Annotated in this window: 16 protein-coding genes; 12 read left to right on the forward strand and 4 right to left on the reverse strand. The window is 74.3% G+C overall.

All coding sequences use genetic code 11. From position 1 onward, the window contains the following. The first annotated feature begins 488 nt into the window (after positions 1-488). The 5 genes from Sfr03f_RS20210 to holA all read left to right on the forward strand — a co-directional run bounded on the left by Sfr03f_RS20210 (position 489) and on the right by holA (position 6728). Positions 489-1514 (forward strand): ComEA family DNA-binding protein, encoded by a 1026-nt coding sequence (locus tag Sfr03f_RS20210; protein ID WP_435841963.1) that lies wholly within the window; start codon positions 489-491, stop codon positions 1512-1514. Beyond that, positions 1511-4285: a ComEC/Rec2 family competence protein gene (locus tag Sfr03f_RS20215; protein ID WP_108955361.1), complete on the forward strand. Its 2775-nt coding sequence runs from the start codon at positions 1511-1513 to the stop codon at positions 4283-4285. Before Sfr03f_RS20210 ends, Sfr03f_RS20215 begins: the two co-directional genes overlap by 4 nt. 165 nt (positions 4286-4450) lie before the next feature. Next, complete coding sequence (locus Sfr03f_RS20220; protein WP_108955362.1) at positions 4451-5329, forward strand: YceI family protein; 879 nt, start codon at positions 4451-4453, stop codon at positions 5327-5329. A gap of 95 nt (positions 5330-5424) precedes the next feature. Beyond that, a complete protein-coding gene (locus Sfr03f_RS20225; protein ID WP_108955363.1) occupies positions 5425-5670 on the forward strand; it encodes a hypothetical protein in 246 nt (81 codons plus the stop codon). A gap of 62 nt (positions 5671-5732) precedes the next feature. Continuing rightward, a complete protein-coding gene (gene holA, locus Sfr03f_RS20230; RefSeq protein ID WP_108955504.1) occupies positions 5733-6728 on the forward strand; it encodes a DNA polymerase III subunit delta in 996 nt (331 codons plus the stop codon). Between the two features lie 122 nt (positions 6729-6850). On the opposite strand, the gene Sfr03f_RS20235 is transcribed toward holA, so the two are convergent. Together Sfr03f_RS20235 and lepA are read right to left on the reverse strand one after the other, a co-directional pair. After that, the gene (locus tag Sfr03f_RS20235; RefSeq protein WP_108955364.1) at positions 6851-8722 is read right to left on the reverse strand and encodes an AMP-dependent synthetase/ligase; all 1872 of its coding nucleotides are present in this window, start codon (positions 8720-8722) and stop codon (positions 6851-6853) included. 314 nt (positions 8723-9036) lie between these two features. Beyond that, positions 9037-10911: a translation elongation factor 4 gene (gene lepA / locus Sfr03f_RS20240; protein WP_108955365.1), complete on the reverse strand. Its 1875-nt coding sequence runs from the start codon at positions 10909-10911 to the stop codon at positions 9037-9039. A 223-nt stretch (positions 10912-11134) separates the two neighbouring features. On the opposite strand from lepA, the gene rpsT reads away from it, so the two are divergent. The 3 genes from rpsT to Sfr03f_RS20255 all read left to right on the forward strand — a co-directional run bounded on the left by rpsT (position 11135) and on the right by Sfr03f_RS20255 (position 13451). Further along, positions 11135-11401: a 30S ribosomal protein S20 gene (rpsT, locus tag Sfr03f_RS20245; RefSeq protein WP_108955366.1), complete on the forward strand. Its 267-nt coding sequence runs from the start codon at positions 11135-11137 to the stop codon at positions 11399-11401. A 335-nt stretch (positions 11402-11736) separates the two neighbouring features. Further along, positions 11737-12969, forward strand: coding sequence for a radical SAM family heme chaperone HemW (hemW, locus tag Sfr03f_RS20250; protein ID WP_108955367.1), 1233 nt, complete (start codon positions 11737-11739; stop codon positions 12967-12969). A gap of 29 nt (positions 12970-12998) precedes the next feature. After that, positions 12999-13451 (forward strand): Uma2 family endonuclease, encoded by a 453-nt coding sequence (locus Sfr03f_RS20255; RefSeq protein ID WP_245967656.1) that lies wholly within the window; start codon positions 12999-13001, stop codon positions 13449-13451. 15 nt (positions 13452-13466) lie between these two features. Here Sfr03f_RS20255 and Sfr03f_RS20260 read toward each other — a convergent pair whose 3' ends face one another. Together Sfr03f_RS20260 and Sfr03f_RS20265 are read right to left on the reverse strand one after the other, a co-directional pair. Then, positions 13467-14270 (reverse strand): DUF3097 domain-containing protein, encoded by an 804-nt coding sequence (locus tag Sfr03f_RS20260; protein ID WP_108955368.1) that lies wholly within the window; start codon positions 14268-14270, stop codon positions 13467-13469. 58 nt (positions 14271-14328) lie between these two features. Then, the gene (locus tag Sfr03f_RS20265) at positions 14329-15084 is read right to left on the reverse strand and encodes an MBL fold metallo-hydrolase (protein WP_108955369.1); all 756 of its coding nucleotides are present in this window, start codon (positions 15082-15084) and stop codon (positions 14329-14331) included. Positions 15085-15243: 159 nt separating this feature from the next. On the opposite strand from Sfr03f_RS20265, the gene hrcA reads away from it, so the two are divergent. The 4 genes from hrcA (at position 15244) to Sfr03f_RS20285 (ending at position 21588) form a co-directional block, all read left to right on the forward strand. After that, positions 15244-16260, forward strand: a complete 1017-nt coding sequence (gene hrcA, locus Sfr03f_RS20270) for a heat-inducible transcriptional repressor HrcA (protein WP_108955370.1) — start codon at positions 15244-15246, stop codon at positions 16258-16260. Further along, complete coding sequence (gene dnaJ / locus Sfr03f_RS20275; protein WP_108955371.1) at positions 16261-17403, forward strand: molecular chaperone DnaJ; 1143 nt, start codon at positions 16261-16263, stop codon at positions 17401-17403. It abuts the gene before it with no gap. Positions 17404-17557: 154 nt separating this feature from the next. Then, a complete protein-coding gene (locus Sfr03f_RS20280; RefSeq protein WP_108955372.1) occupies positions 17558-18307 on the forward strand; it encodes a 16S rRNA (uracil(1498)-N(3))-methyltransferase in 750 nt (249 codons plus the stop codon). Between the two features lie 83 nt (positions 18308-18390). Continuing rightward, positions 18391-21588, forward strand: coding sequence for a S41 family peptidase (locus Sfr03f_RS20285; RefSeq protein ID WP_108955373.1), 3198 nt, complete (start codon positions 18391-18393; stop codon positions 21586-21588). Positions 21589-21680 lie beyond the last annotated feature (92 nt).

The raw sequence follows: 21680 nt of genomic DNA on the forward strand, positions 1-21680 counted from the left end.
GCACGGGAACCTCACTCCACACGTCACCTTCTTCTCCGGCTTTTCCGGCTTCTCCGGTGCCTGGCGCCGCTTCCGCGGTGCCGCGTACCGCTTCCGCGGCGCCTCGCGCCGCCCGCGCGGTGCCGCGTCCGGGTGCGCCCTCGGCGCCTTCGGTTCACTCTGCGGTGCGACGCCTGTCGGCCCCGACCGATGGGGGACCGGCACCGGGGCCGGGAACCGCGCCGTACCGTGACCGGGGCACTTCACCGCCGCCCGGGCGACGCCCATCGCAGCGGAGGTCGGGAGCCGCCGCGCCTGGTCGCGGTCCTGGTCCCGGTCCCGGGCCCGCGATCGTGACCGCGCCGTCAGGAGCCGCGCCCGCGGGAGGGCCCGCGGCGGGGGCACCTCGGACGCCTTGGTGGGCAGCGCCTGAACCGGGAGCGGGGAGGGCTCCCCACCCGGCCCATGGCGCGCTGCCACCCGGGGGAGGGCATGCCGCCCTCCGTGCGATGCCGCGCACGCCCTCCTGGGCCGGGGCGGCCGGGGCGGTGGCCGGGCCCGCGGCCCCCAGGGTTCCGCCGTCCCCGAGGGCGGCGGCGGCCTCCGGTGTGGCACACGGGACGCCGGCCGGAAGCCCGGCGGGTGCGCGTGTGGTGCCGCTTACGCCCTCCCGCCCCGAGACCGTGGCGGTGGCGGGCGGGAGTCACGGACGGGGGCGGCACCGTCGGGCCCCCGAGGCGGCGGAGGCCACGCGGCATCGGGCGGCGGCGCTGTTCGCGACGGCTCCCGGGACGGTGCCGGTGCCGACTGCAGCGGAACCCCCGCGGGAGGCCGGACCCGAGGCGGGGCGGGCGTTCCCCGACCGGCTGGATGCGCTGCGGGACCGGCTGCCGCCGTGGCTGCGCGCGACCTGTGCGCTGCACCGGCGGGGCGTCGTCGCCCTCGCCGCGCTGCTCGCCCTGGCGGTGGCCCTCGCCCTCCAGCACCACCTGGCGGCCAGGCCACAGCCGGTGGCCGCGCCGGGCAGCGTCACGGGGGCCGAACCGAGCCCGTTCCGGCCCCGGCCCGCCGCAGTGTCCGGACCCACCACGGCCCCGCCGATCGTGGTGGACGTCGGGGGCAAGGTGCGTGACCCAGGGGTGCACAGCCTGCCGGCCGGATCCCGGGTGGCGGACGCGCTGCGGGCCGCCGGCGGGGTGCGGCCGGGAGCGGACACCGACGGGCTGAACCGGGCCCGGTTCTTGGTCGACGGCGAGCAGCTGCTGGTCGGGGTCGACCCGCCACCGGGGGCCGCGCCGCCCGCCGCTGGCCCGGGCCCCGCCGCGGGAGCCGGCGGTCCCACCGCCCCCGTGTCGCTGAACACCGCCACCGTGGAGCAGCTGGACGCGCTGCCCGGGGTGGGTCCCGTACTGGCCCAGCACATCGTCGACCACCGCGCCGGCTCCGGCGGGTTCCGCTCCGTGGAGGAACTGCGCGAGGTCAACGGCATCGGCGACCGGCGCTTCGCCGACCTGCGGGACCTGGTGAGGCCATGACCGGCACGGTCCGGGCGGCGGACCGCGCCCCCGCCCACGCCGAGGCCGGACCCCGGGGCGCCTCCCACCCGCGGCAGGAGGGCCCCGTGGACCTCCGGCTGGTCGGCCCGGCACTGGCCGCCTGGGGGACCGCCGCCGTCACCCTGCCCGCGCCGACGGCGGTCGCCGCGGCGGTCGCCCTGGCCGGACTGGTGACCGCCCTGACCCTGCTCCGCACCCGGGGCAGCCCTCGGACCGCCGCGCCGCGGTCCGCGCCGTCGTCGGCCGCGCGGACCGCGCAGGCGCGGGCCACGCGGTCCGGACAGTCGCGGGCCACGCGGTCCGGACAGTCGCGGGCCACGCGGTCCGGACAGTCGCGGGCCACGCGGTCCGGACAGTCGCGGGCCACGCGGTCCGGGCAGGCGCCGGCCACGGGGTGCGGGCAGGCGCCGGCCACGGGGTCCGGGCAGGCGTCGGCCACGGGGTTCGGGCAGGCCCCGGCCACGCGCACGGGGCAGCCGCCCACGCGGTCCGGCCCGCGGGTGACGCTGGCGGCGGTGCTGCTCTGCGCGGCCGGGGCCGCCGCCTCCGCGGGGCTGCACGGCGCGCAACTGCGCAGCGGCCCCGTCCCGGCCCTCGCTGCCCGCGAGGCCACCGTGACCGCCGAAGTGCTGCTCACCTCCGACCCGCGCCTCGCCCGCCCCCGGGTGACCGGGGACCGCTCGACGCCTCCCACCGTCCTCGTCGACGCGGAGATCCGCCGCCTGGACGGGCCGTCGGGGCAGGCGGCCCTGCACACCCCCGTGCTGCTGATCGCCGACCCGGGTGAGGCGCGCACCCGGTGGCTCGCCCTGCTGCCGTCCACCCGCCTGTCCGTCACCGGGCGCCTGGCACCCGCCCGCTCCGGCGGCGACCGGTTCGCGGCGGTGCTCAAGAGCCGCGGCGGTCGCGCCCCGCGCGTGGTCGCCGGCCCCGACCGGGCCCAGCGGACCGCCGGCCGCCTGCGGGCCGGGCTCCGGGAGGCGACCGACGGTCTCGAACCGGACGCCCGCGCCCTGCTGCCGGGTCTGGTCGTCGGGGACACCTCCCGCATCACCCCGGAGCTCGACCACGCCTTCCAGGAGACCGACCTCGCCCACGTCCTCGCCGTCAGCGGCTCCAACCTGACCATCCTGCTGGCCCTGTTGCTCGGTCCGCCCGGTACCGCCCAGCGCGCCGAACGCCGTGGACTGGCGCCCCGGCTGGGCCTCACCCTGCGGTCCACCGCCGTCCTCGGCGGCGCGCTCACCCTCGGGTTCGTCGTGGTCTGCCGTCCCGACCCCAGCGTGCTGCGGGCCGCCGCCTGCGGGGCGGTGGTGCTGCTCGCCCTGGCGACGGGGCGGCGCAGGGCGATGGTCCCGGCGCTGGCCGCGGCCGTGCTGCTGCTGGTGCTGTACGACCCCTGGCTCGCCCGCAGCCCGGGCTTCCTGCTGTCCGTGCTGGCCACCGGCTCGCTGCTGCTCCTAGCCCCCCGCTGGAGCCGGGCGCTGCGCCGCCGCGGCGTCCCGCCCCGGCTCGCCGAGGCGCTCGGCGCGGCCGCCGCCGCCCAGGCGGTGTGCGCCCCGGTGGTCGTGGTGTTCTCCGGGCGGGTCAGCCTGGTCGCGGTGCCCTGCAACCTGCTCTCCGAGTTCGCGATCGCCCCCGCCACCGTCCTCGGCTTCGCCACGCTGCTCACCGCGCCGTTCGCGATACCGGTGGCGCGGCTGCTGGCCCGGTGCGCGGGGTGGCCCGCCGGGTGGGTGGTGGACGTGGCGCGGGCCGGGGCGGGGCTGCCGGGCGCCGGGGTGGACTGGCCCGACGGCTGGGGCGGTGCCGCGCTGCTGGCCGCCGTCACCCTGGCCCTGCTGCCGGTGGCACGCCGGCTGCCCGGACGCCCGCTGCTGTGCGCGGGGTGCGGTCTGCTGCTGGTGCTCGCGGTGCTGCGGCCGCCCCAGGTGACCCGCCTGGTCACCGGATGGCCGCCGCCGCACTGGCGGATGGTGGTCTGCGACGTCGGGCAGGGCGACGCCCTGGTCCTGAACGCCGGCGCCGGCGACGCCGTGGTGGTCGACGCGGGCCCGGAGCCCGAACCGGTCGACCGGTGCCTGCGGACGCTCGGCGTGCGGCGGATCCCGCTGGTGGTGCTCACCCACTTCCACGCCGACCACGTGGCGGGCCTCCCGGGGGTGCTGCGCGGCCGTGCGGTGGGGGAGATCGCGGTCACCGGGCTCCCGGACCCCGTCGACCAGGCGGCCTTCGTCCACCGGACCGCCGGCCGGGCTGCGATCCCCGTCACACAGGCGGTCGCGGGTCAGGAACGGCATACGGGCCGGCTCAGGTGGCGAGTAGTCTGGCCCGCGGCCGCCCCCCACCCCTTGGCGGCGGACTCCGGGGCGCTCACCCCGAACGACGCCAGCGTCACCCTGCTGGTGCGGACCGCCGGCCTGCGACTGCTGCTGCTCGGGGACCTGGAACCCCCGGCCCAGCGCGCACTGGCCGACTCGCCCCTCCTCGCCGGAGGGGGCGGGGTGGACGTCCTCAAGGTCGCCCACCACGGATCACCGCATCAGGACGCCGGACTGATGAGCCGTCTGACGCCGCGCCTGGCCCTGATCAGCTGCGGCCGGGACAACTCCTACGGGCATCCCGCGCCGTCCACCGTGGCGGCGTTGCGTGCCCGCGGAGCCCTGGTGCTGCGGACCGACCGGGACGGGGCGCTGGCGGTCGTCGGCGGGAAGGGCGCCCTCCGCACCGCCACGTCCGGACCCGGCTGACCTCGGATCCGGACCGAGGTCCCCGCGCCATCCGCGGGAGTCCTCCGACCAGCACCGACCCGATCGGCACCGGCACCGACCCGATCGGCACCAGCCCGACCACCACAGGAGGAACCGCATGTTACCGAGAAGCACCCGCCCCGCAGCGCAGAGAGGCCGACGCCCATGATCCGCTGGCTGACCGGCAGGACCCACCGGACGACCGGCACCGGCGTCCTGTCCGCCCTGCGCATACCCTCCCGGGCCGGCGTCGTGGTCGGCCGGGTGATCGACCCGGTCAACGACGTGATCGCCGGCGCCGAGTTCACCCTCACCGACGCGCTCGGCCGCAAGGCGGTGGGCGGCGGCACCGACCCCTTCGGAAGCTTCCTCGCCGCGGTACCGCCGGGCGAATACCGGGTCGCCGTGTCCGCCGAGGGGTTCCTGCCCCACCGGTCGACGGTGCGGGTGCTCGAGGACCAGCTCGCCGCGCTGGGCGACATCCGGCTCGAGGTGGCCCCGCCCCCCGAGCTGCCGCACCCCGGCGAATGGGAGCTGGACCCGGGGCACAGCACGATCGCCTTCACCGCCCGCCACATCGGTCTGGCGCGGGTGCACGGCCGCTTCGACTCCTTCGCCGGAGCGCTGCGGATCGGCGAGACCATGGACACGTCGGCCATGCACGTCGTGATCAACGCGGCCTCCATCAACACCGCGGTGCGGATGCGCGACGACCACCTGCGTTCGGCGGACTTCCTGGACGTGGCCAACTACCCGACGATGGAGTTCTACAGCGACCGGTTCGTCCACCGGGGCGGTTCCCGGTGGCACGTGACCGGGGCCCTGTCGCTGCACGGCGTCACCCGCACCGTCACCCTCGACACCGAGTACCTGGGCGTCGGGACCGGGGTGGAGGGCGAGACCCGGGCCGCCTGCCGGGCCACCACCGAGCTGCACCGGGACGACTTCACGATCACCTGGCAGGCCATGCTGGCCCGGGGCATCGCGGCGGTCGGCCCGAGCATCCGGATCGAGATGGACATCCAGGTCGTCCCCAAGGGCTGAGTCGCGGGCGCGGAGCCGGGCCGGGCGCGGAGCGGGGCCGCGCCAGGGCCGGGGGCGGGAGCGGGGGGCGGCGGGGCATGTCGCAAAATGTCCGTGTGAGCGATGTGAGACACGTGCTGGTGCTGCCCGACCGTGACGCGGCACAGGAGGCGGCCGAGGCCCTCGTCGACCGCTTCGGGGTCGACGAGGAACCGCGCATGGTGCGGGATGCCCTGGCCGGCGAGGACGACGCCGAGGACGCCCAGTGGCTGCTCGTGCTGGCCGACGAGAACGAGGAGCTGGACCCCGCCGCCCTCGACGAGTTCGCCGCCGAGTGGGACGGCTGGCGCGAGGAACCCTGACCGGACGGGCGGCCACGGCCGCCCGGCCCGGGCTGTCGGCGGCGCGTGGGATGCTGGAGCCGATGGCCAGGAAAACAGCTCACAACGATCTCCTCGCGCCGGTCACCCTGGCCGTGGGCCAGGAGGATCTCCTCCTCGACCGCGCCGTGCGGGAGGTGGTCGCCGCGGCCCGCGCCGCCGACGAGGACACCGACGTCCGCGACCTCACCCCGGACCAGCTCCAGCCCGGCACCCTCGCCGAGCTGACCAGCCCTTCGCTGTTCGCCGAGCGCAAGGTCGTGGTGGTCCGCAACTCCCAGGACCTGTCCGCGGACACCGTCAAGGACGTCAAGGCGTACATCTCCTCGCCCGCCGAGGAGATCACCCTGGTGCTGGTCCACGCGGGCGGCGCCAAGGGCAAGGGCCTGCTCGACGCGGCCCGCAAGGCGGGGGCCCGCGAGGTCGCCTGCCCCAAGATGACCAAGGCGGCCGACCGGCTCTCCTTCGTCCGTGGTGAGTTCCGCGCCGCCGGGCGCTCCGCCACCCCCGAGGCATGCCAGGCGTTGGTCGACGCGCTCGGCAGCGACCTGCGGGAGCTGGCCTCCGCCGTCTCCCAGCTGGTCGCCGACATCGACGGCCCCGTGGACGAGGAGGTCGTGGGCCGCTACTACACGGGCCGCGCCGAGGCCTCCAGCTTCACCGTGGCCGACCGCGCCGTCGAGGGGCGGGCCGCCGAGGCGCTGGAGGCGCTGCGGTGGTCGCTGTCCACCGGCGTCGCGCCCGTGCTCATCACCAGCGCGCTGGCCCAGGGCGTGCGGGGCATCGGGCGGTTCCTCGGCGCTCCGCGCGGCGCCCGCCCGAACGACCTCGCGCGGGAACTGGGCATGCCGCCGTGGAAGGTCGACGTGGTGAAGCGGCAGGCCCGGACCTGGTCCCAGGACGGGGTGTCGGTGGCGCTGCGCGCCGTCGCCGAGGCGGACGCCGCCGTGAAGGGGGCGGGGGACGATCCGGCGTACGCCCTGGAGAAGGCGGTGCGCGTCATCGCCCGCGCGGCGCGGCCGCAGGGTCCCCGGCCGTAGCGCCGGCCCGGCCGGTCGTGGGCCGACAGGGCGGAAACGGCGGCGGGCCACTGCGACGCGAACGGCGGCGGGCCACCGGGAGGAGATCCCGGTGGCCCGCCGCCGTTCGCGCGTCACGTGCGTCACGCCTCGCGCGCGCCCTCGTACATCTCCTCGATGAGGTGCGCGTACTCCCGCTCCACCACCGGGCGCTTCAGCTTCAGGCTCGGGGTGATCTCGCCGTGCTCCACGTCGAGGTCACGCGGCAGGAGCCGGAACTGCTTGACGGTCTGCCAGCGCTGCAGGCCCGCGTTGAGCTGCTTGACGTAGCCCTCGACCATGGCGACGGTCTCCGGCGCGGCGACGACCTCCGCGTAGGACTTGCCGGCCAGCCCGTTCTCCGCGGCCCAGCCCATCAGGGCGGCCTCCTCCAGGGCGATCAGCGCCGTGCAGTAGTTCCGCGAGGCGCCGTGGACCAGGATGTTGGAGACGTACGGGCAGATCGCCTTGAACTGGCCCTCGATCTCGGCCGGGGCGACGTACTTGCCGCCCGAAGTCTTGATCAGGTCCTTCTTGCGGTCGGTGATCCGCAGGTACCCGTCGGTGGACAGCTCGCCGATGTCGCCGGTGTGGAACCAGCCGTCCTCCTCCAGGACCTCGGCGGTCTTGTCCGGCAGGTTGTGGTAGCCCTGCATGATGCCCGGGCCGCGCAGCAGGATCTCGCCGTCGTCGGCGATGCGCACCTCGGTGCCGGGCAGCGGCTTGCCCACCGTGCCGGTGCGGTAGGCCTCGCCCGGGTTCACGAAGGAGGCCGCGGAGGACTCGGTGAGGCCGTAACCCTCCAGGATGTGCACGCCGGCGCCGGAGAAGAAGTAGCCGATCTCCGGGGCGAGCGCCGCCGAGCCGGAGATGCAGGCGCGCAGGTTGCCGCCGAAGGCCTCGCGGATCTTCTTGTAGACCAGCAGGTCGGCGAGCTCGTGCTTGAGGGAGAGGCCGAACGGGGCGGTCGCGTTGCCGGTGCGGCGGTAGTTCTCCTGGGTGACCTTGCCGTACTCGCGGGCGATCCCGGCCGCCCACTGGAAGATCTTGTACTTGGCGCCGCCGCCCGCGCGGGCCTTGGCGGCCACGCCGTTGTAGACCTTCTCGAAGATGCGGGGGACGGCCGCCATGTAGGTCGGCCGCACCACCGGCAGGTTCTCGATGATCTTGTCGACCCGGCCGTCGACCGCGGTGACGTGACCGACCTCGATCTGGCTGGACAGCAGCACCTTGCCGAAGACGTGCGCCAGCGGCAGCCACAGGTACTGCACGTCCTCCGTGGAGACCAGGCCGGTGGCGGAGATCGCCTTCGCCATGTACGCCCAGCAGTCGTGCGGCAGGCGCACGCCCTTGGGGCGGCCGGTGGTGCCGGAGGTGTAGATCAGCGTGGCCAGCTGGTCCTTGGTGATCGCGGAGACCCGCTCCTTGACCAGCTCGGGGGACTTCTCCAGACGGGCCGCGCCGCGCCGCTCGAGCTCCTCCAGGGTCAGGACGGTGTCGTTCGTCTCCACGCCCGCCGGGTCGACCACCACGATGTGGGTGAGCGAGGGCAGCTCGTCCCTCTTCTCCAGCGCCTTGGCGACCTGCGAGGCGTCCTCGGCGATCAGCACCCTGCTGCCGGAGTCGGAGAGGATGAACGCCGACTCCTCGGCGTTGGTCGAGGGGTAGACCGTCGTGGTGGCCGCGCCCGCACAGAGGATGCCGAGGTCGGCGAGGATCCACTCGACCCGGGTCGACGCCGCCAGCGCCACCCGCTCCTCCGGGGCCACGCCCAGGTCGATCAGGCCCGCCGCGATGGCGAACACGCGGTCGGCGGACTGCTTCCAGCTGAGCGACTTCCACTCGTCGGGGCCCTGCCCGGAGGACGGCACCGGGTAGCGGTACGCCTCGGTGTCGGGCGTCGCCTCCACGCGCTCCAGGAACAGGTTCGCCACACTCGGCGGACGGCTATCGATCAGGGTCTGTGTGTCGCTCACGACAATCCTCCGGGGCCCGCCCGCAGTACGTGCGGCCGGCTCGGCCACTACTGACGGCTGCTGGTGCGGCTGGCTGGTTTGCTGCTGGCTGATGAACGGCTGAACGGCCTCGCGTGTCCCTGCTTAACTCGCGAGTAACTGAGGAGCAGGCATCAGGGTAAGGGCCGACCCTGCGGTATGTAAGAGGCTACGGGCAGGCATTTGCGCAGTTCTTCCGGCCGCGCGACGCCGAAGGGCCCGCCGCGGCGACGCGACGGGCCCTTCCGGCGGACGCCGGGATCCGCAACTCGGCGGACTCCCGGTCTACTTCCGGCCTACTTCTTCCCCTTGCCGGACGACGCGCTCTCGTCGCTGGAGAGCACGGCGATGAAGGCCTCCTGGGGGACCTCCACGGAACCCACCATCTTCATCCGCTTCTTGCCCTCCTTCTGCTTCTCCAGCAGCTTCCGCTTCCGGGAGATGTCACCGCCGTAGCACTTGGCGAGGACGTCCTTGCGGATGGCGCGGATGGTCTCGCGGGCGATCACCCGGGAGCCGACGGCGGCCTGGATCGGCACCTCGAAGGCCTGCCGGGGGATGAGCTCGCGCAGCTTGGCGACCAGCCGCACGCCGTAGGCGTACGCCGCGTCCTTGTGGGTGATCGCCGAGAAGGCGTCCACCTTGTCGCCGTGCAGCAGGATGTCCACCTTGACCAGGCTGGACGTCTGCTCGCCGGTGGGCTCGTAGTCCAGCGAGGCGTAGCCGCGGGTCTTGGACTTCAGCTGGTCGAAGAAGTCGAAGACGATCTCGGCGAGCGGCAGCGTGTACCGGATCTCCACGCGGTCCTCGGACAGGTAGTCCATGCCCAGCAGCGTGCCGCGACGCGTCTGGCACAGCTCCATGATCGCGCCGATGAACTCCGACGGCGCGAGGATCGTGGCGCGCACGACCGGCTCGTACACGTCGTTGATCTTGCCCTCGGGGAACTCGCTCGGGTTGGTGACGACGTGCTCGCTGCCGTCCTCCATGACCACGCGGTAGACCACGTTGGGGGCGGTGGCGATCAGGTCGAGGCCGAACTCGCGCTCCAGGCGCTCGCGGATCACGTCGAGGTGGAGCAGCCCGAGGAAGCCGACGCGGAAGCCGAAGCCCAGGGCCGCGGACGTCTCCGGCTCGTAGACCAGCGCCGCGTCGTTGAGCTGCAGCTTGTCCAGCGCGTCGCGCAGCAGCGGGTAGTCCGAGCCGTCCAGCGGGTACAGGCCCGAGAACACCATCGGCTTGGGGTCCTTGTAGCCGCCCAGCGCCTCGGTGGCGCCCTTGTTCAGGGTGGTGACCGTGTCACCGACCTTGGACTGGCGGACGTCCTTCACGCCGGTGATCAGGTAGCCCACCTCGCCGACGCCCAGGCCGTCGGCCGGCAGCATCTCGGGCGAGTTGGTGCCGATCTCCAGCAGCTCGTGCGTGGCGCCGGTCGACATCATCCGGATGCGCTCGCGCTTGGTGAGCTGGCCGTCGATCACCCGGACGTAGGTGACCACGCCGCGGTACGAGTCGTAGACCGAGTCGAAGATCATCGCGCGGGCCGGGGCGTCCTTGACGCCGACCGGGGCCGGGATGCGCTCGACCACGCGGTCCAGCAGGTCCTCGACGCCGATGCCGGTCTTCGCCGAGACCTTCAGCACGTCGGAGGGGTCGCAGCCGATCAGGTTGGCGAGCTCCTCGGAGAACTTCTCGGGCTGCGCGGCCGGCAGGTCGATCTTGTTCAGCACCGGGATGATCGCGAGGTCGTTCTCCATCGCCAGGTACAGGTTGGCGAGCGTCTGCGCCTCGATGCCCTGGGCGGCGTCGACGAGCAGGATGGTGCCCTCGCAGGCCGCCAGGGACCGGGACACCTCGTAGGTGAAGTCGACGTGCCCGGGGGTGTCGATCATGTTCAGGATGTGCGTGGTGCCCTGCTGGTCCCCGGTGTTCGGGGCCCACGGCAGACGCACCGCCTGGGACTTGATCGTGATGCCGCGCTCACGCTCGATGTCCATGCGGTCGAGGTACTGGGCGCGCATCTGCCGCTGCTCGACGACGCCGGTCAGCTGGAGCATCCGGTCGGCGAGCGTGGACTTGCCGTGGTCGATGTGCGCGATGATGCAGAAGTTGCGGATCAGAGCCGGGTCGGTACGGCTCGGCTCGGGCACATTGTTAGGGGTCGCGGGCACGCAGGGTCCTGTCTCTTGAGGCGCCTTATGCCTCGGGTCGGATCTGTACGCAGCCTCCATCGTCCCATGGCCCGGCCCCTGTGACGGGTTTGGGCCGCTCGTCGGGCGACTGGTAGCCTGGGTGGCTGTGTCTCCACGCCCTGTGTGCGGAGGCTCACCCAAGAAAATCACACGGCCCGCGAGGCCTCGCCCTCGTGTGCCAAGAACCTGAAAAGGCTCCTTCGTGGCGAACATCAAGTCCCAGATCAAGCGGAACAAGACCAACGAGAAGGCCCGGCTGCGCAACAAGGCCGTCAAGTCCTCTCTGAAGACCGCGATCCGCAAGGCCCGCGAGGCCGCCGCCGCGGGTGACGTCGAGAAGGCGACCGAGTACCAGCGCGCCGCTGCGCGTCAGCTGGACAAGGCCGTCTCCAAGGGCGTCATCCACAAGAACCAGGCCGCCAACAAGAAGTCGGCGCTTGCTTCCAAGGTCGCCGGCCTCCAGGGCTGAATCGCCTCGGTCCGTCTGTGATCTGAACGACTGAACGACCGCCGGAAGGACCCAGAGCGGGCCCTCTCTCATCCGCTCCCGACCGGCACCAAGGGTCCGTACGCGGCCTGCGTTCGCCACGCGGGTACGGACCCGGCACCCTTTTCAGCGCCCCGGCCCCCGTGCCGCCTTCCCCAGGCGGTCCGGAGGCCGGGGCGTCGGTGTTTCCGGGGCGGTCCTCCAAGGCGCCGGTGCTCCCTGTCCGCCCTCCCCGGGGCGCCGGTGTTCCCGGGCCGCGGTCCTCCGGGTCCGGCCGTCCTCCCGGGCAACGGCGCGGGTGGGGGACAATGGTCCCCATGCCTTCCGCACTCCCCGACGGCGAGCCCGTCCCCGCCGACGGCGCGCTGCCGGCCTCCGCCCTCGAGGGCGCCCCGGAGCGCCCCCTCGGGTTCTACCTGCACGTCCCGTACTGCGCGACCCGCTGCGGGTACTGCGACTTCAACACCTACACCGCCACCGAGCTGCGCGGCAGCGGCGGCGTGCTCGCCTCCCGCGACAACTACGCGGACACCCTCGCCGAGGAGGTCCGCCTGGCCCGCAAGGTGCTGGGCGACGACCCCCGCCCGGTGCGCACCGTCTTCGTCGGCGGCGGCACCCCCACCCTGCTGGCCGCCGGCGACCTGGTGCGGATGCTGGACGCGGTCCGCCAGGAGTTCGGCCTCGCCGAGGACGCGGAGGTCACCACCGAGGCCAACCCGGAGACCGTGGACCCGGCCTACCTCGCCGAGCTGCGCGAGGGCGGCTACAACCGGATCTCCTTCGGCATGCAGTCCGCCCGCCCCCACGTGCTGCGGATCCTCGACCGCACCCACACCCCCGGCCGCCCCGAGCAGTGCGTCGCCGAGGCGCGCGCCGCCGGGTTCGAACACGTCAACCTGGACCTGATCTACGGCACGCCGGGGGAGTCCGACGACGACTGGCGCGCCTCGCTGGAGGCCGCGCTGGGCGCCGGTCCCGACCACGTCTCGGCGTACGCGCTGATCGTCGAGGAGGGCACCGGGCTGGCCCGCCGGATCAAGCGCGGCGAGGTCCCCATGACCGACGACGACGTGCACGCCGACCGCTACCTGATCGCCGAGGAGATGCTCACGGCGGCCGGGCTCGACTGGTACGAGGTCTCCAACTGGGCCGCCTCCGACGCGGCCCGCTGCCTGCACAACGAGCTGTACTGGCGCGGCGCCGACTGGTGGGGCGCCGGACCGGGCGCGCACAGCCACGTCGGGGGCGTGCGGTGGTGGAACGTCAAGCACCCCGGCGCCTACGCGGCGGCCCTCGCCGAGGGGCGCTCCCCGGGCGCGGGGCGCGAACTGCTCTCCGTAGAGGACCGGCGCGTCGAGCGGATCCTGCTGGAGCTGCGGCTGGTGGACGGCGTCCCCCTGGACCTCCTGCTCCCGGCCGGCCGCGCCGCCGCCGACCGCGCCCTCGCCGACGGCCTGCTGCGCCCCGAGTCCTTCACCGCCGGCCGCGCCGCGCTGACCCTCCGCGGCCGCCTGCTGGCCGACGCCGTGGTCCGGGACCTGGTGGACTGATCACACGAACCACCCCCACAGGTGAACCCGTGCGGAACGAGGCGGTGCAGGATCAGATCCCCCGCAGTCGCTGGCGCCGTCTTCAGACGCAGAACGTCACGATCCTCGCGGAGGCAAGTCAGCCGCAGCCCGACCTGGTCGTGATCGAGCGCGGCATCGGGCCGCGGCACGGCAGCCTGATGCCCTGCGAGATCATCACGATGGTCGTGGAAGTCGTCTCACGAACGAGCGTGGAGCGCGACTGCGGGGTCAAACGATCCGTCTACGCCGCCGCGCGCATCCCGGCCTACTTCGTCATCGATCCGATCATGGGGCGGTGCGTGCTGCTCACCGAGCCGACCGGTGATGCCGAGCGGGCGGACTACCGCGGCCAGCGGATCACCAAGTTCGGAGACCGCACGCCCTTGGACCCGCTCGGCCTCGAGCTGGAGACGGAGGAGTTCGAGGTCTACGGGACCGCCCGGCCGCATCGCTTGCCGTGAACGCGGTCAGGTGCGTCAGGGTGCCGTGACGAAGTCGATCAGTTCCTCGACGCGGCCCAGCAGCTCCGGCTCCAGATCCTTCCAGTCGCGGACGCGGGAGAGGATGTGGCGCCAGGCGGCGCCGGTGTTGTCGGGCCAGCCGAGGGCGCGGCAGACGCCGGTCTTCCAGTCCTGGCCGCGGGGGATCACCGGCCAGGCCTCGATGCCCAGGGCGGCGGGCTTCACGGCCTGCCAGATGTCGATGTAGGGGTGGCCGACCGCCAGGGCGTGGTCGCTGGTGACCGCCTCGGCGATGCGCCACTCCTTGGAGCCGGGCACCAGGTGGTCGACCAGGACGCCCAGCCGGGCGTCGGGGCCGGGGGCGAACTCCTCGACCACGGCCGGCAGGTCGTCCACGCCCTCCAGGTACTCCACGACCACGCCCTCGATGCGCAGGTCGTCGCCCCACACCTTCTCGACCAGCTCCGCGTCGTGCCGTCCCTCGACGTAGATGCGCCCCGCGCGGGCCACCCGCGCCCGCGCGCCGGGGACCGCGACCGAGCCCGAGGCGGTGCGCGAGGGGCGCTTCGGGGCGGCCGCGGCGGCGCGGACCAGGGTCACCGGGCGGCCCTCCAGCAGGAAGGCGGCCGGGGCCAGCGGGAAGACGCGGTGCTTGCCGTGCCGGTCCTCCAGGGTGACCGTGCCGGCCTCGCAGCCCACCACGGCCCCGCAGAACCCGGTGGCGGGGTCCTCCACGACCAGGCCGGGCTCCGCGGGGACCTCGGGCACCGGCTTGGGCTTCTTCCACGGCGGCGTGAGGTCGGGGGAGTACTGGCGCATTCGGCTGACGATAGGAGAAACGGCGACCCGTGTGGAGGCGACACGCCCTCGCGCCGCCTCACCAGGCCGTGCCGAACCTCCGGGACAGCTCCTCGCGCTGCCGCCGCACGAAGGCGGCGTCGACCACCGCTCCGTGCCCCGGCACGTAGAGCGCGTCCTCGCCGCCCAGCTCCAGCAGCCGGGTGAGGGCCGCCGCCCAGCGCGAGGGCACCGCGTCCTGACCGGCCTGGGGTTCACCGGACTCCTCGACCAGGTCGCCGCAGAACACCACCGGGCGCGCCCCCGGCACCAGGACCGCCAGGTCGTGCGCGGTGTGACCCGGCCCCATCGCGGCGAGCACCGGGCGGACGCCGCCGCCCAGCTCCAGCACGTGGTCGTCGTGCACCTCGTGCCGCGGCACGGTCAGCGCCTCCAGCGCCGTGTCCGCGGCCCCGGCGGTCAGCCCGTTCGCCACCGCGTCGGCCCGCAGGGCCTCCCGTCCCTCGGCGGAGGCCAGCAGCGCGCCGCAGCCGACCGCGGCGTGCGCCTCCGCGCCGGCGAACACACCGGCGCCGAACACGTGGTCGAAGTGAGGATGGGTGAGGGCCACGTGTGTGATCCTCCTCCCCGCCCCCAGCAGCTCCTCGGCCTCCTGGCGGATCCGTGTTCCCTCCGCCACACTCGAGCCCGCGTCCACCAGCAACGCACCGTCGGGGCCGGTCACCAGGCCCACCGTGCAGTCCCAGACGGGCAGCCGCAGCCGCCGCACGCCGGGGGCCAGGGCCTCCCAGCCGAGACTTTCCCCTCCACCAGGGGCTTCCCAGGTCACGCTCATGGGGCGACGCTATCGGGACCGCACGGCGACCGCCCTTGCCCGCGCCGTACCCTCCGGCCGTACACTGACAGGTGATGACTGGCACTCGCGCAAGCAGAGTGCCAGTCGACGCAAGGGGCAGAAGCGGTGAGGCCGAGCCGACATCCGGAGGTGTGCGCGATGCTGAGTGAACGCAGGCTGCAGGTGTTGCGCGCCATCGTCCAGGACTACGTCGGGACCGAGGAGCCGGTGGGCTCCAAGGCCCTCACCGAGCGGCACAACCTCGGTGTGTCCCCCGCGACGGTGCGCAACGACATGTCCGCGCTGGAGGAGGAGGGCTACATCGCCCAGCCCCACACCAGCGCGGGGCGGATCCCCACCGACAAGGGGTACCGGCTCTTCGTCGACCGGCTGGCCGACGTGAAGCCGATGACCCAGCCCGAGCGGCGGGCCATCCAGAACTTCCTGGACGGCGCCGTCGACCTCGACGACGTGGTGGCCCGCACGGTGCGGCTGCTGGCGCAGCTGACCCGGCAGGTCGCGGTCGTCCAGTATCCGTCGCTCACGCGTTCGGCGGTGCGGCACGTGGAGCTGCTGGCGCTCGCGCCGGCCCGGGTGATGCTGGTGCTGATCACCGACACCGGCCGGGTCGAGCAGCGCCTGATCGACTGCCCCGCCCCGATCGGTGAGAACACCCTCGCCGACCTCCGCGCCCGGCTCAACAGCCGGGTCACCGGACGCCGGTTCACCGACGTGCCGCTGCTGGTGCAGGACCTGCCGGAGGCCTTCGAGCAGGAGGACCGCTCCACGGTGGCCTCGGTGCTCTCCACCCTGCTGGAGACGCTCGTCGAGCGGACCGAGGAGCGGCTGATGATCGGCGGCACCGCCAACCTGACCCGCTTCACACATGATTTTCCCCTCACCATCCAGCCCGTCCTGGAGGCGCTCGAGGAGCAGGTCGTGCTCCTCAAACTCCTTGGGGAGGCGCAGGATTCGGCCATGACCGTCCGTATCGGTCATGAGAACGAGTACGAGGGGCTCAACTCCACGTCCGTCGTGTCGGTGGGCTACGGTTCGGGCGGCGAGGCAGTCGCCAAGCTCGGCGTGGTCGGACCGACCCGCATGGATTACCCGGGAACGATGGGAGCAGTACGCGCAGTGGCACGGTACGTCGGACAGATCCTGGCGGAGTCGTAAGTGGCCACGGACTACTACGCCGTACTCGGCGTGCGCCGCGACGCGTCCCAGGACGAGATCAAGAAGGCGTTCCGGAGGCTCGCGCGCGAGCTGCACCCGGACGTCAATCCCGATCCGAAGACGCAGGAGCGGTTCAAGGAGATCAACGCCGCCTACGAGGTGCTCTCGGATCCGCAGAAGAAGCAGGTCTACGACCTCGGCGGCGACCCGCTCTCCCAGGCCGGCGGCGCCGGCGCGGGTGCGGGCGGCTTCGGGGCCGGCGGCTTCGGCAACTTCTCCGACATCATGGACGCCTTCTTCGGCACGGCCTCCCAGCGCGGACCGCGCTCGCGGACCCGCCGCGGCCAGGACGCCATGATCCGGCTGGACGTCGAGCTGACCGAGGCGGCCTTCGGGACCACCAAGGAACTCCAGGTCGACACGGCCGTGGTCTGCAAGACCTGTCACGGCGAGGGCGCCGCCCCCGGCACCTCCGCGCAGACCTGTGACATGTGCCGCGGCCGCGGCGAGGTGTCCCAGGTGACGCGGTCCTTCCTCGGCCAGGTCATGACCTCCAGGCCCTGCCCCCAGTGCCAGGGCTTCGGCACCGTCGTGCCCAATCCGTGCCCCGAGTGCGCGGGCGACGGCCGGGTGCGCTCGCGCCGGACGCTGACCGTGAAGATCCCCGCCGGCGTCGACAACGGCACCCGGATCCAGCTGGCCGGCGAGGGCGAGGTCGGCCCGGGCGGAGGGCCGGCCGGCGACCTGTACGTCGAGATCCACGAGCTGCCGCACGAGACGTTCCAGCGGCGCGGGGACGACCTGCACTGCACGGTGACGATCCCGATGACGGCGGCGGCGCTCGGCACCAAGGTGCCGCTGGAGACGCTCGACGGCAGCGAGGAGGTCGACATCCGCCCCGGCACGCAGTCCGGGCAGTCGATCCCGCTGCACGGGCGCGGCGTCACCCACCTGCGCGGCGGCGGTCGCGGCGACCTCATCGTGCACGTCGAGGTGCTGACGCCGACGAAGCTGGACCCGGAGCAGGAGCGGGTGCTGCGCGAACTGGCCAAGCTGCGCGGGGAGGAGCGGCCCACCGGGCAGTTCCAGCCCGGTCAGCAGGGGCTGTTCTCCCGGCTGAAGGACGCCTTCAACGGGCGCTGAGGCGCCCGCGGGAGCCGCCCCGGGCCCTGCCGGGTCCGGGGCGGCTCCCGTTTTCCCGTTCCCGAGCCGCCGCCGTTGCGCACCGCCGCTGTTCCCGGACCACCGCTGTTCCCGCACCATCGCCGTTTCCGAACCACCGCGCCAGGAGGCGTAGTTGACCGCCCCCGTCTTCGTCGTCGACGAGCTCGTGCCGCACGGGTCCACGTACCTCCTGGAGGGTCCGGAGGGCCGGCACGCGGTGTCGGTCAAGCGGCTCCAGCCGGGTGAGGCGGTGGTGCTCACCGACGGCCGGGGCCACTGGGCCGAGGGCGTCGTCGAGGCCGCCGAGGGCAAGGACCGGCTCGTCGTCGGCGGGCTCGCGGAGGTCCGCGAGGAGCCCGTGCCGAACCCGCGCATCACGGTGGTGCAGGCGCTGCCCAAGGGCGACCGGGGCGAGCTGGCGGTGGAGACCATGACCGAGACCGGGGTGGACGCGATCGTCCCCTGGTCCGCGGCGCGGTGCATCACGCAGTGGAAGGGCGAGCGGGGGGCCAAGGCGCTGGCCAAGTGGCGGGCCACCGCGCGGGAGGCGGGCAAGCAGTCGCGGCGGACGCGGTTCCCCGAGGTCGCGGAGCTCGCGAGCGGCAAGCAGGTCGCGGCGCTGCTGGCGCGGGCGGACTTCGCGGCGGTGCTGCACGAGGACCGTGACTTCCCCGGTGAGGCGCTGGCCACCTGCGAGCTGCCGCCGTCGGGGGAGATCGTGCTGGTCGTGGGGCCCGAGGGCGGAGTCGCGCCGCAGGAGCTGGAGCTGTTCGCCCAGGCGGGGGCGGGGGCGTACCGGCTGGGGCGGAGCGTGCTGCGGACCTCCACGGCGGGGACGGCGGCCGTCGCGCTCCTGCTCGGCCGCACGGGCCGCTGGTCGTGACCGGGCTCGCGCCCCGGTGGACCCCGTGCCGTGATCGGTGGAAAGGCTGTTGGGGGACGGGGGTCGCTGCTTAGGCTGACCGGGTGACGAAGTCTGCCTCGACGCTCGCTCCCGCGTATCTCCGCTTCCCGCACCTGCACGGCGACCTGATCGCCTTCACCGCCGAGGACGACGTCTGGGTCGCCCCGGTCGACGGCGGCCGAGCCTGGCGGGTCAGCGCGGACAACATGCCGGTCAACCACCCCCGCATCTCCCCGGACGGCACCCACGTCGCCTGGACCTCGGTCCGCGACGGCGCCCCCGAGGCGTACGCCGCCCCCGTGGACGGCGGGCCCGCGCGGCGCCTGACGCACTGGGGCGCGCCCACCACCCGGGTCCGCGGCTGGACCCCGGACGGGCGGGTCCTGGTGACCTCCGCCCACGGTGAGGCCACCCTGCGCCGGTCCTGGGCCCGTGCCGTGCCGCTGGACGGCGGACCCGCCGAGCGGCTGCCGTACGGCCCGGTCGGCGACGTGGCCTTCGGCCCGCGCACCGTGCTGCTGTCCGCGCCGATGGGCCGCGAGGCGGCCTGGTGGAAGCGCTACCGGGGCGGCACCGCGGGCAAGCTGTGGATCGAGTCCGAGGAGACGCCCGGCGAGTTCGCCCGCCTCCACGCCGGCCTCGACGGGAACATCGAGTACCCGCTGTGGGTGGGGGACCGCATCGCCTTCCTCTCCGACCACGAGGGCGTCGGCGCGCTCCACTCCTCCCTCGCCGACGGCTCCGACCTGCGCCGCCACACCCCCGTCGAGGACGACGCCTTCTACGCCCGGCACGCCGCCACCGACGGCGGGCGCGTCGTGTACAGCTCGGCCGGCGAGCTGTGGCTGCTCGACGACCTGGACGGCGCCGAGCCGCGCCGCCTGGAGGTCCGCCTCGGCGGCCAGCGGGCCGACCTGCAGCCCTACCCCGTGACCCCCTCGCGGTGGCTCGGCGGCTTCTCGCCCGACCACACCGCCCGCGGCAGCGCCGTCACCGTCCGCGGCGGCGTCCACTGGGTCACCCACCGCTCCGGCCCGGCGCGCGCCCTGGCCGCCGAGCCGGGCGTGCGCAACCGGCTGGCCCGCGCCTTCCGGGTGGACGGCGAGGAATGGGCGGTCTGGGTCACCGACGCCGAGGGCGAGGACGCCCTGGAGTTCGCCCCGGCGACCGGCCCCGCCGCGGGCGGCGGCCCGCGCCGGATCGCCGCCGGACGGCTCGGCCGGGTGCTCGGCCTGACCGTGGCGCCCGACGGCGGACGGTTCGCCGTCGCCTCCCACGACGGGCGGGTGCTGCTCGTCGAGCGGGAGAGCGGCGAGCTCCGCGAGGTGGACCGCAGCGAGAACGGCGACTGCTCCGGGCTGGTCTTCTCGCCCGACTCGGCCTGGCTGGCCTGGTCCCACCCGGGCGTCGGCGAGCTCGCCCAGCTGAAGCTGGCGCACACCGCCGACGGGTCGGTGGTCGAGGCGACCCCGCTGCGGTTCCGGGACTTCTCGCCCGCCTTCACCCCCGACGGCAAGCACCTCGCCTTCCTGTCGGCGCGCGCCTTCGACCCGGTCTACGACGAGCACTCCTTCGACCTGGCCTTCGTCGGCGCCAACCGCCCCTACCTGATCACCCTCGCCGCCACCACGCCCTCCCCGTTCGGCCCGCAGCGGCACGGGCGGCCGGTGGACGCCCCCGACAAGGACGAGACGCCGGAGAGCGAGGGCACCCCCGCCACCCGCATCGACCCCGAGGGCCTCGCCGACCGGATCGTGCCCTTCCCGGTGGAGGCCGCCCGCTACACCACGCTGCGCACCGCGAAGGACGGCGTGCTGTGGCTGCGGCACCCCGTCGAGGGCGTGCTCGGCGCCTCGCGGGCCACCCCCGACGACTCCGGTCCCAAGAGCGACCTCGAGCGCTACGACCTGGCCCAGCTGCGGCTGGACACCCTGGGTGAGGACGTCGACGCCTACGCGGTCAGCGGCGACGGCAAGCGGCTGGCGGTGTGGGGCGGCGGCCGGCTCCGGGTGGTGCCGAGCGACCGGCGGGCCTCCGGCGACGACGAGGTCGCCGTGGACCTCGGCCGGATCCACCACCTCGTCGACCCGGCCGCCGAGTGGCGGCAGATGTTCGACGAGGCCGGCCGCCTGATGCGGGACAACTTCTGGCGCCCCGACCTCGGCGGCGTCGACTGGCAGGCCGTCCTGGACCGCTACCGCCCGGTCGTCGACCGGCTCGCCACCCACGACGACCTGGTCGACCTGCTCTGGGAGGTGCAGGGCGAACTCGGCACCTCGCACGCCTACGTCACGCCCGCCGGCCACGGCGCCGACGAGCGGCAGGGGCTGCTCGGCGCGGACGTCTCCCGGCACGAGGACGGGGCCTGGCGGGTCGACCGGGTGCTGCCCTCGGAGACCTCCGACCCCAAGGCCCGCTCCCCGCTGGCCGCCCCGGGCGTCGCGGTCCGGCCCGGCGACGCGATCGTCGCCGTCGGCGGGCGGCCCGTCGACCCGGTGCGCGGCCCCTGGCCGCTGCTGGCCGGCACGGCGGGCAAGCCGGTCGAGCTGACGGTGGCCCCGGCGGCCGGCGGCGACCCCCGGCACACCGTGGTGGTGCCCACCGACGACGAGGAGGCGCTGCGCTACCACGCCTGGGTCGCCGACCGCCGGGCCCACGTGCACGAACTGAGCGGCGGCCGGCTCGGCTACCTGCACGTGCCCGACATGATGGGCGCCGGCTGGGCGCAGATCCACCGCGACCTGGTCGTCGAGGTGGCCCGGGAGGGGCTGATCGTCGACGTCCGGGAGAACCGGGGCGGCCACACCTCGCAGCTGGTCGTGGAGAAGCTGGCCCGGCGGATCGTCGGCTGGGACGTGCCGCGCGGCAAGCGCCCCATGAGCTACCCGCTGGACGCGCCGCGGGGCCCGGTGGTCGCGGTGGCCAACGAGTTCTCCGGCTCCGACGGCGACATCGTCAACGCCGCGGTCAAGGCGCTGGGCATCGGCCCGGTGGTCGGCACCCGCACCTGGGGCGGCGTCGTCGGCATCGACAGCCGGTACCGGCTGGTCGACGGCACCCTGGTGACCCAGCCGAAGTACGCCTTCTGGTTCGAGGAGCTCGGCTGGGGCGTCGAGAACCACGGCGTCGACCCGGACGTCGAGGTGGTGCAGACCCCGCAGGACCACGCCGCCGGCCGCGACCCGCAGCTGGACGAGGCGGTCCGGATCGCCCTGGAGGCCCTGTCCCGCACGCCCGCGAAGACGCCGCCGTCGCTGTGAGGCGACCGCTTCCGGCGCGGTCCCGCCCCGTGCGGGGCCGCGCCGGAAGCACCGTCCCCGCCGTCGGTGCGGGGCGCTACGATGACCGGGCG

Origin of the sequence: Streptomyces fragilis (genome assembly GCF_003112515.1) — a bacterium.
In the GTDB taxonomy this organism is placed as follows: Bacteria; Actinomycetota; Actinomycetes; order Streptomycetales; family Streptomycetaceae; genus Streptomyces; species Streptomyces fragilis.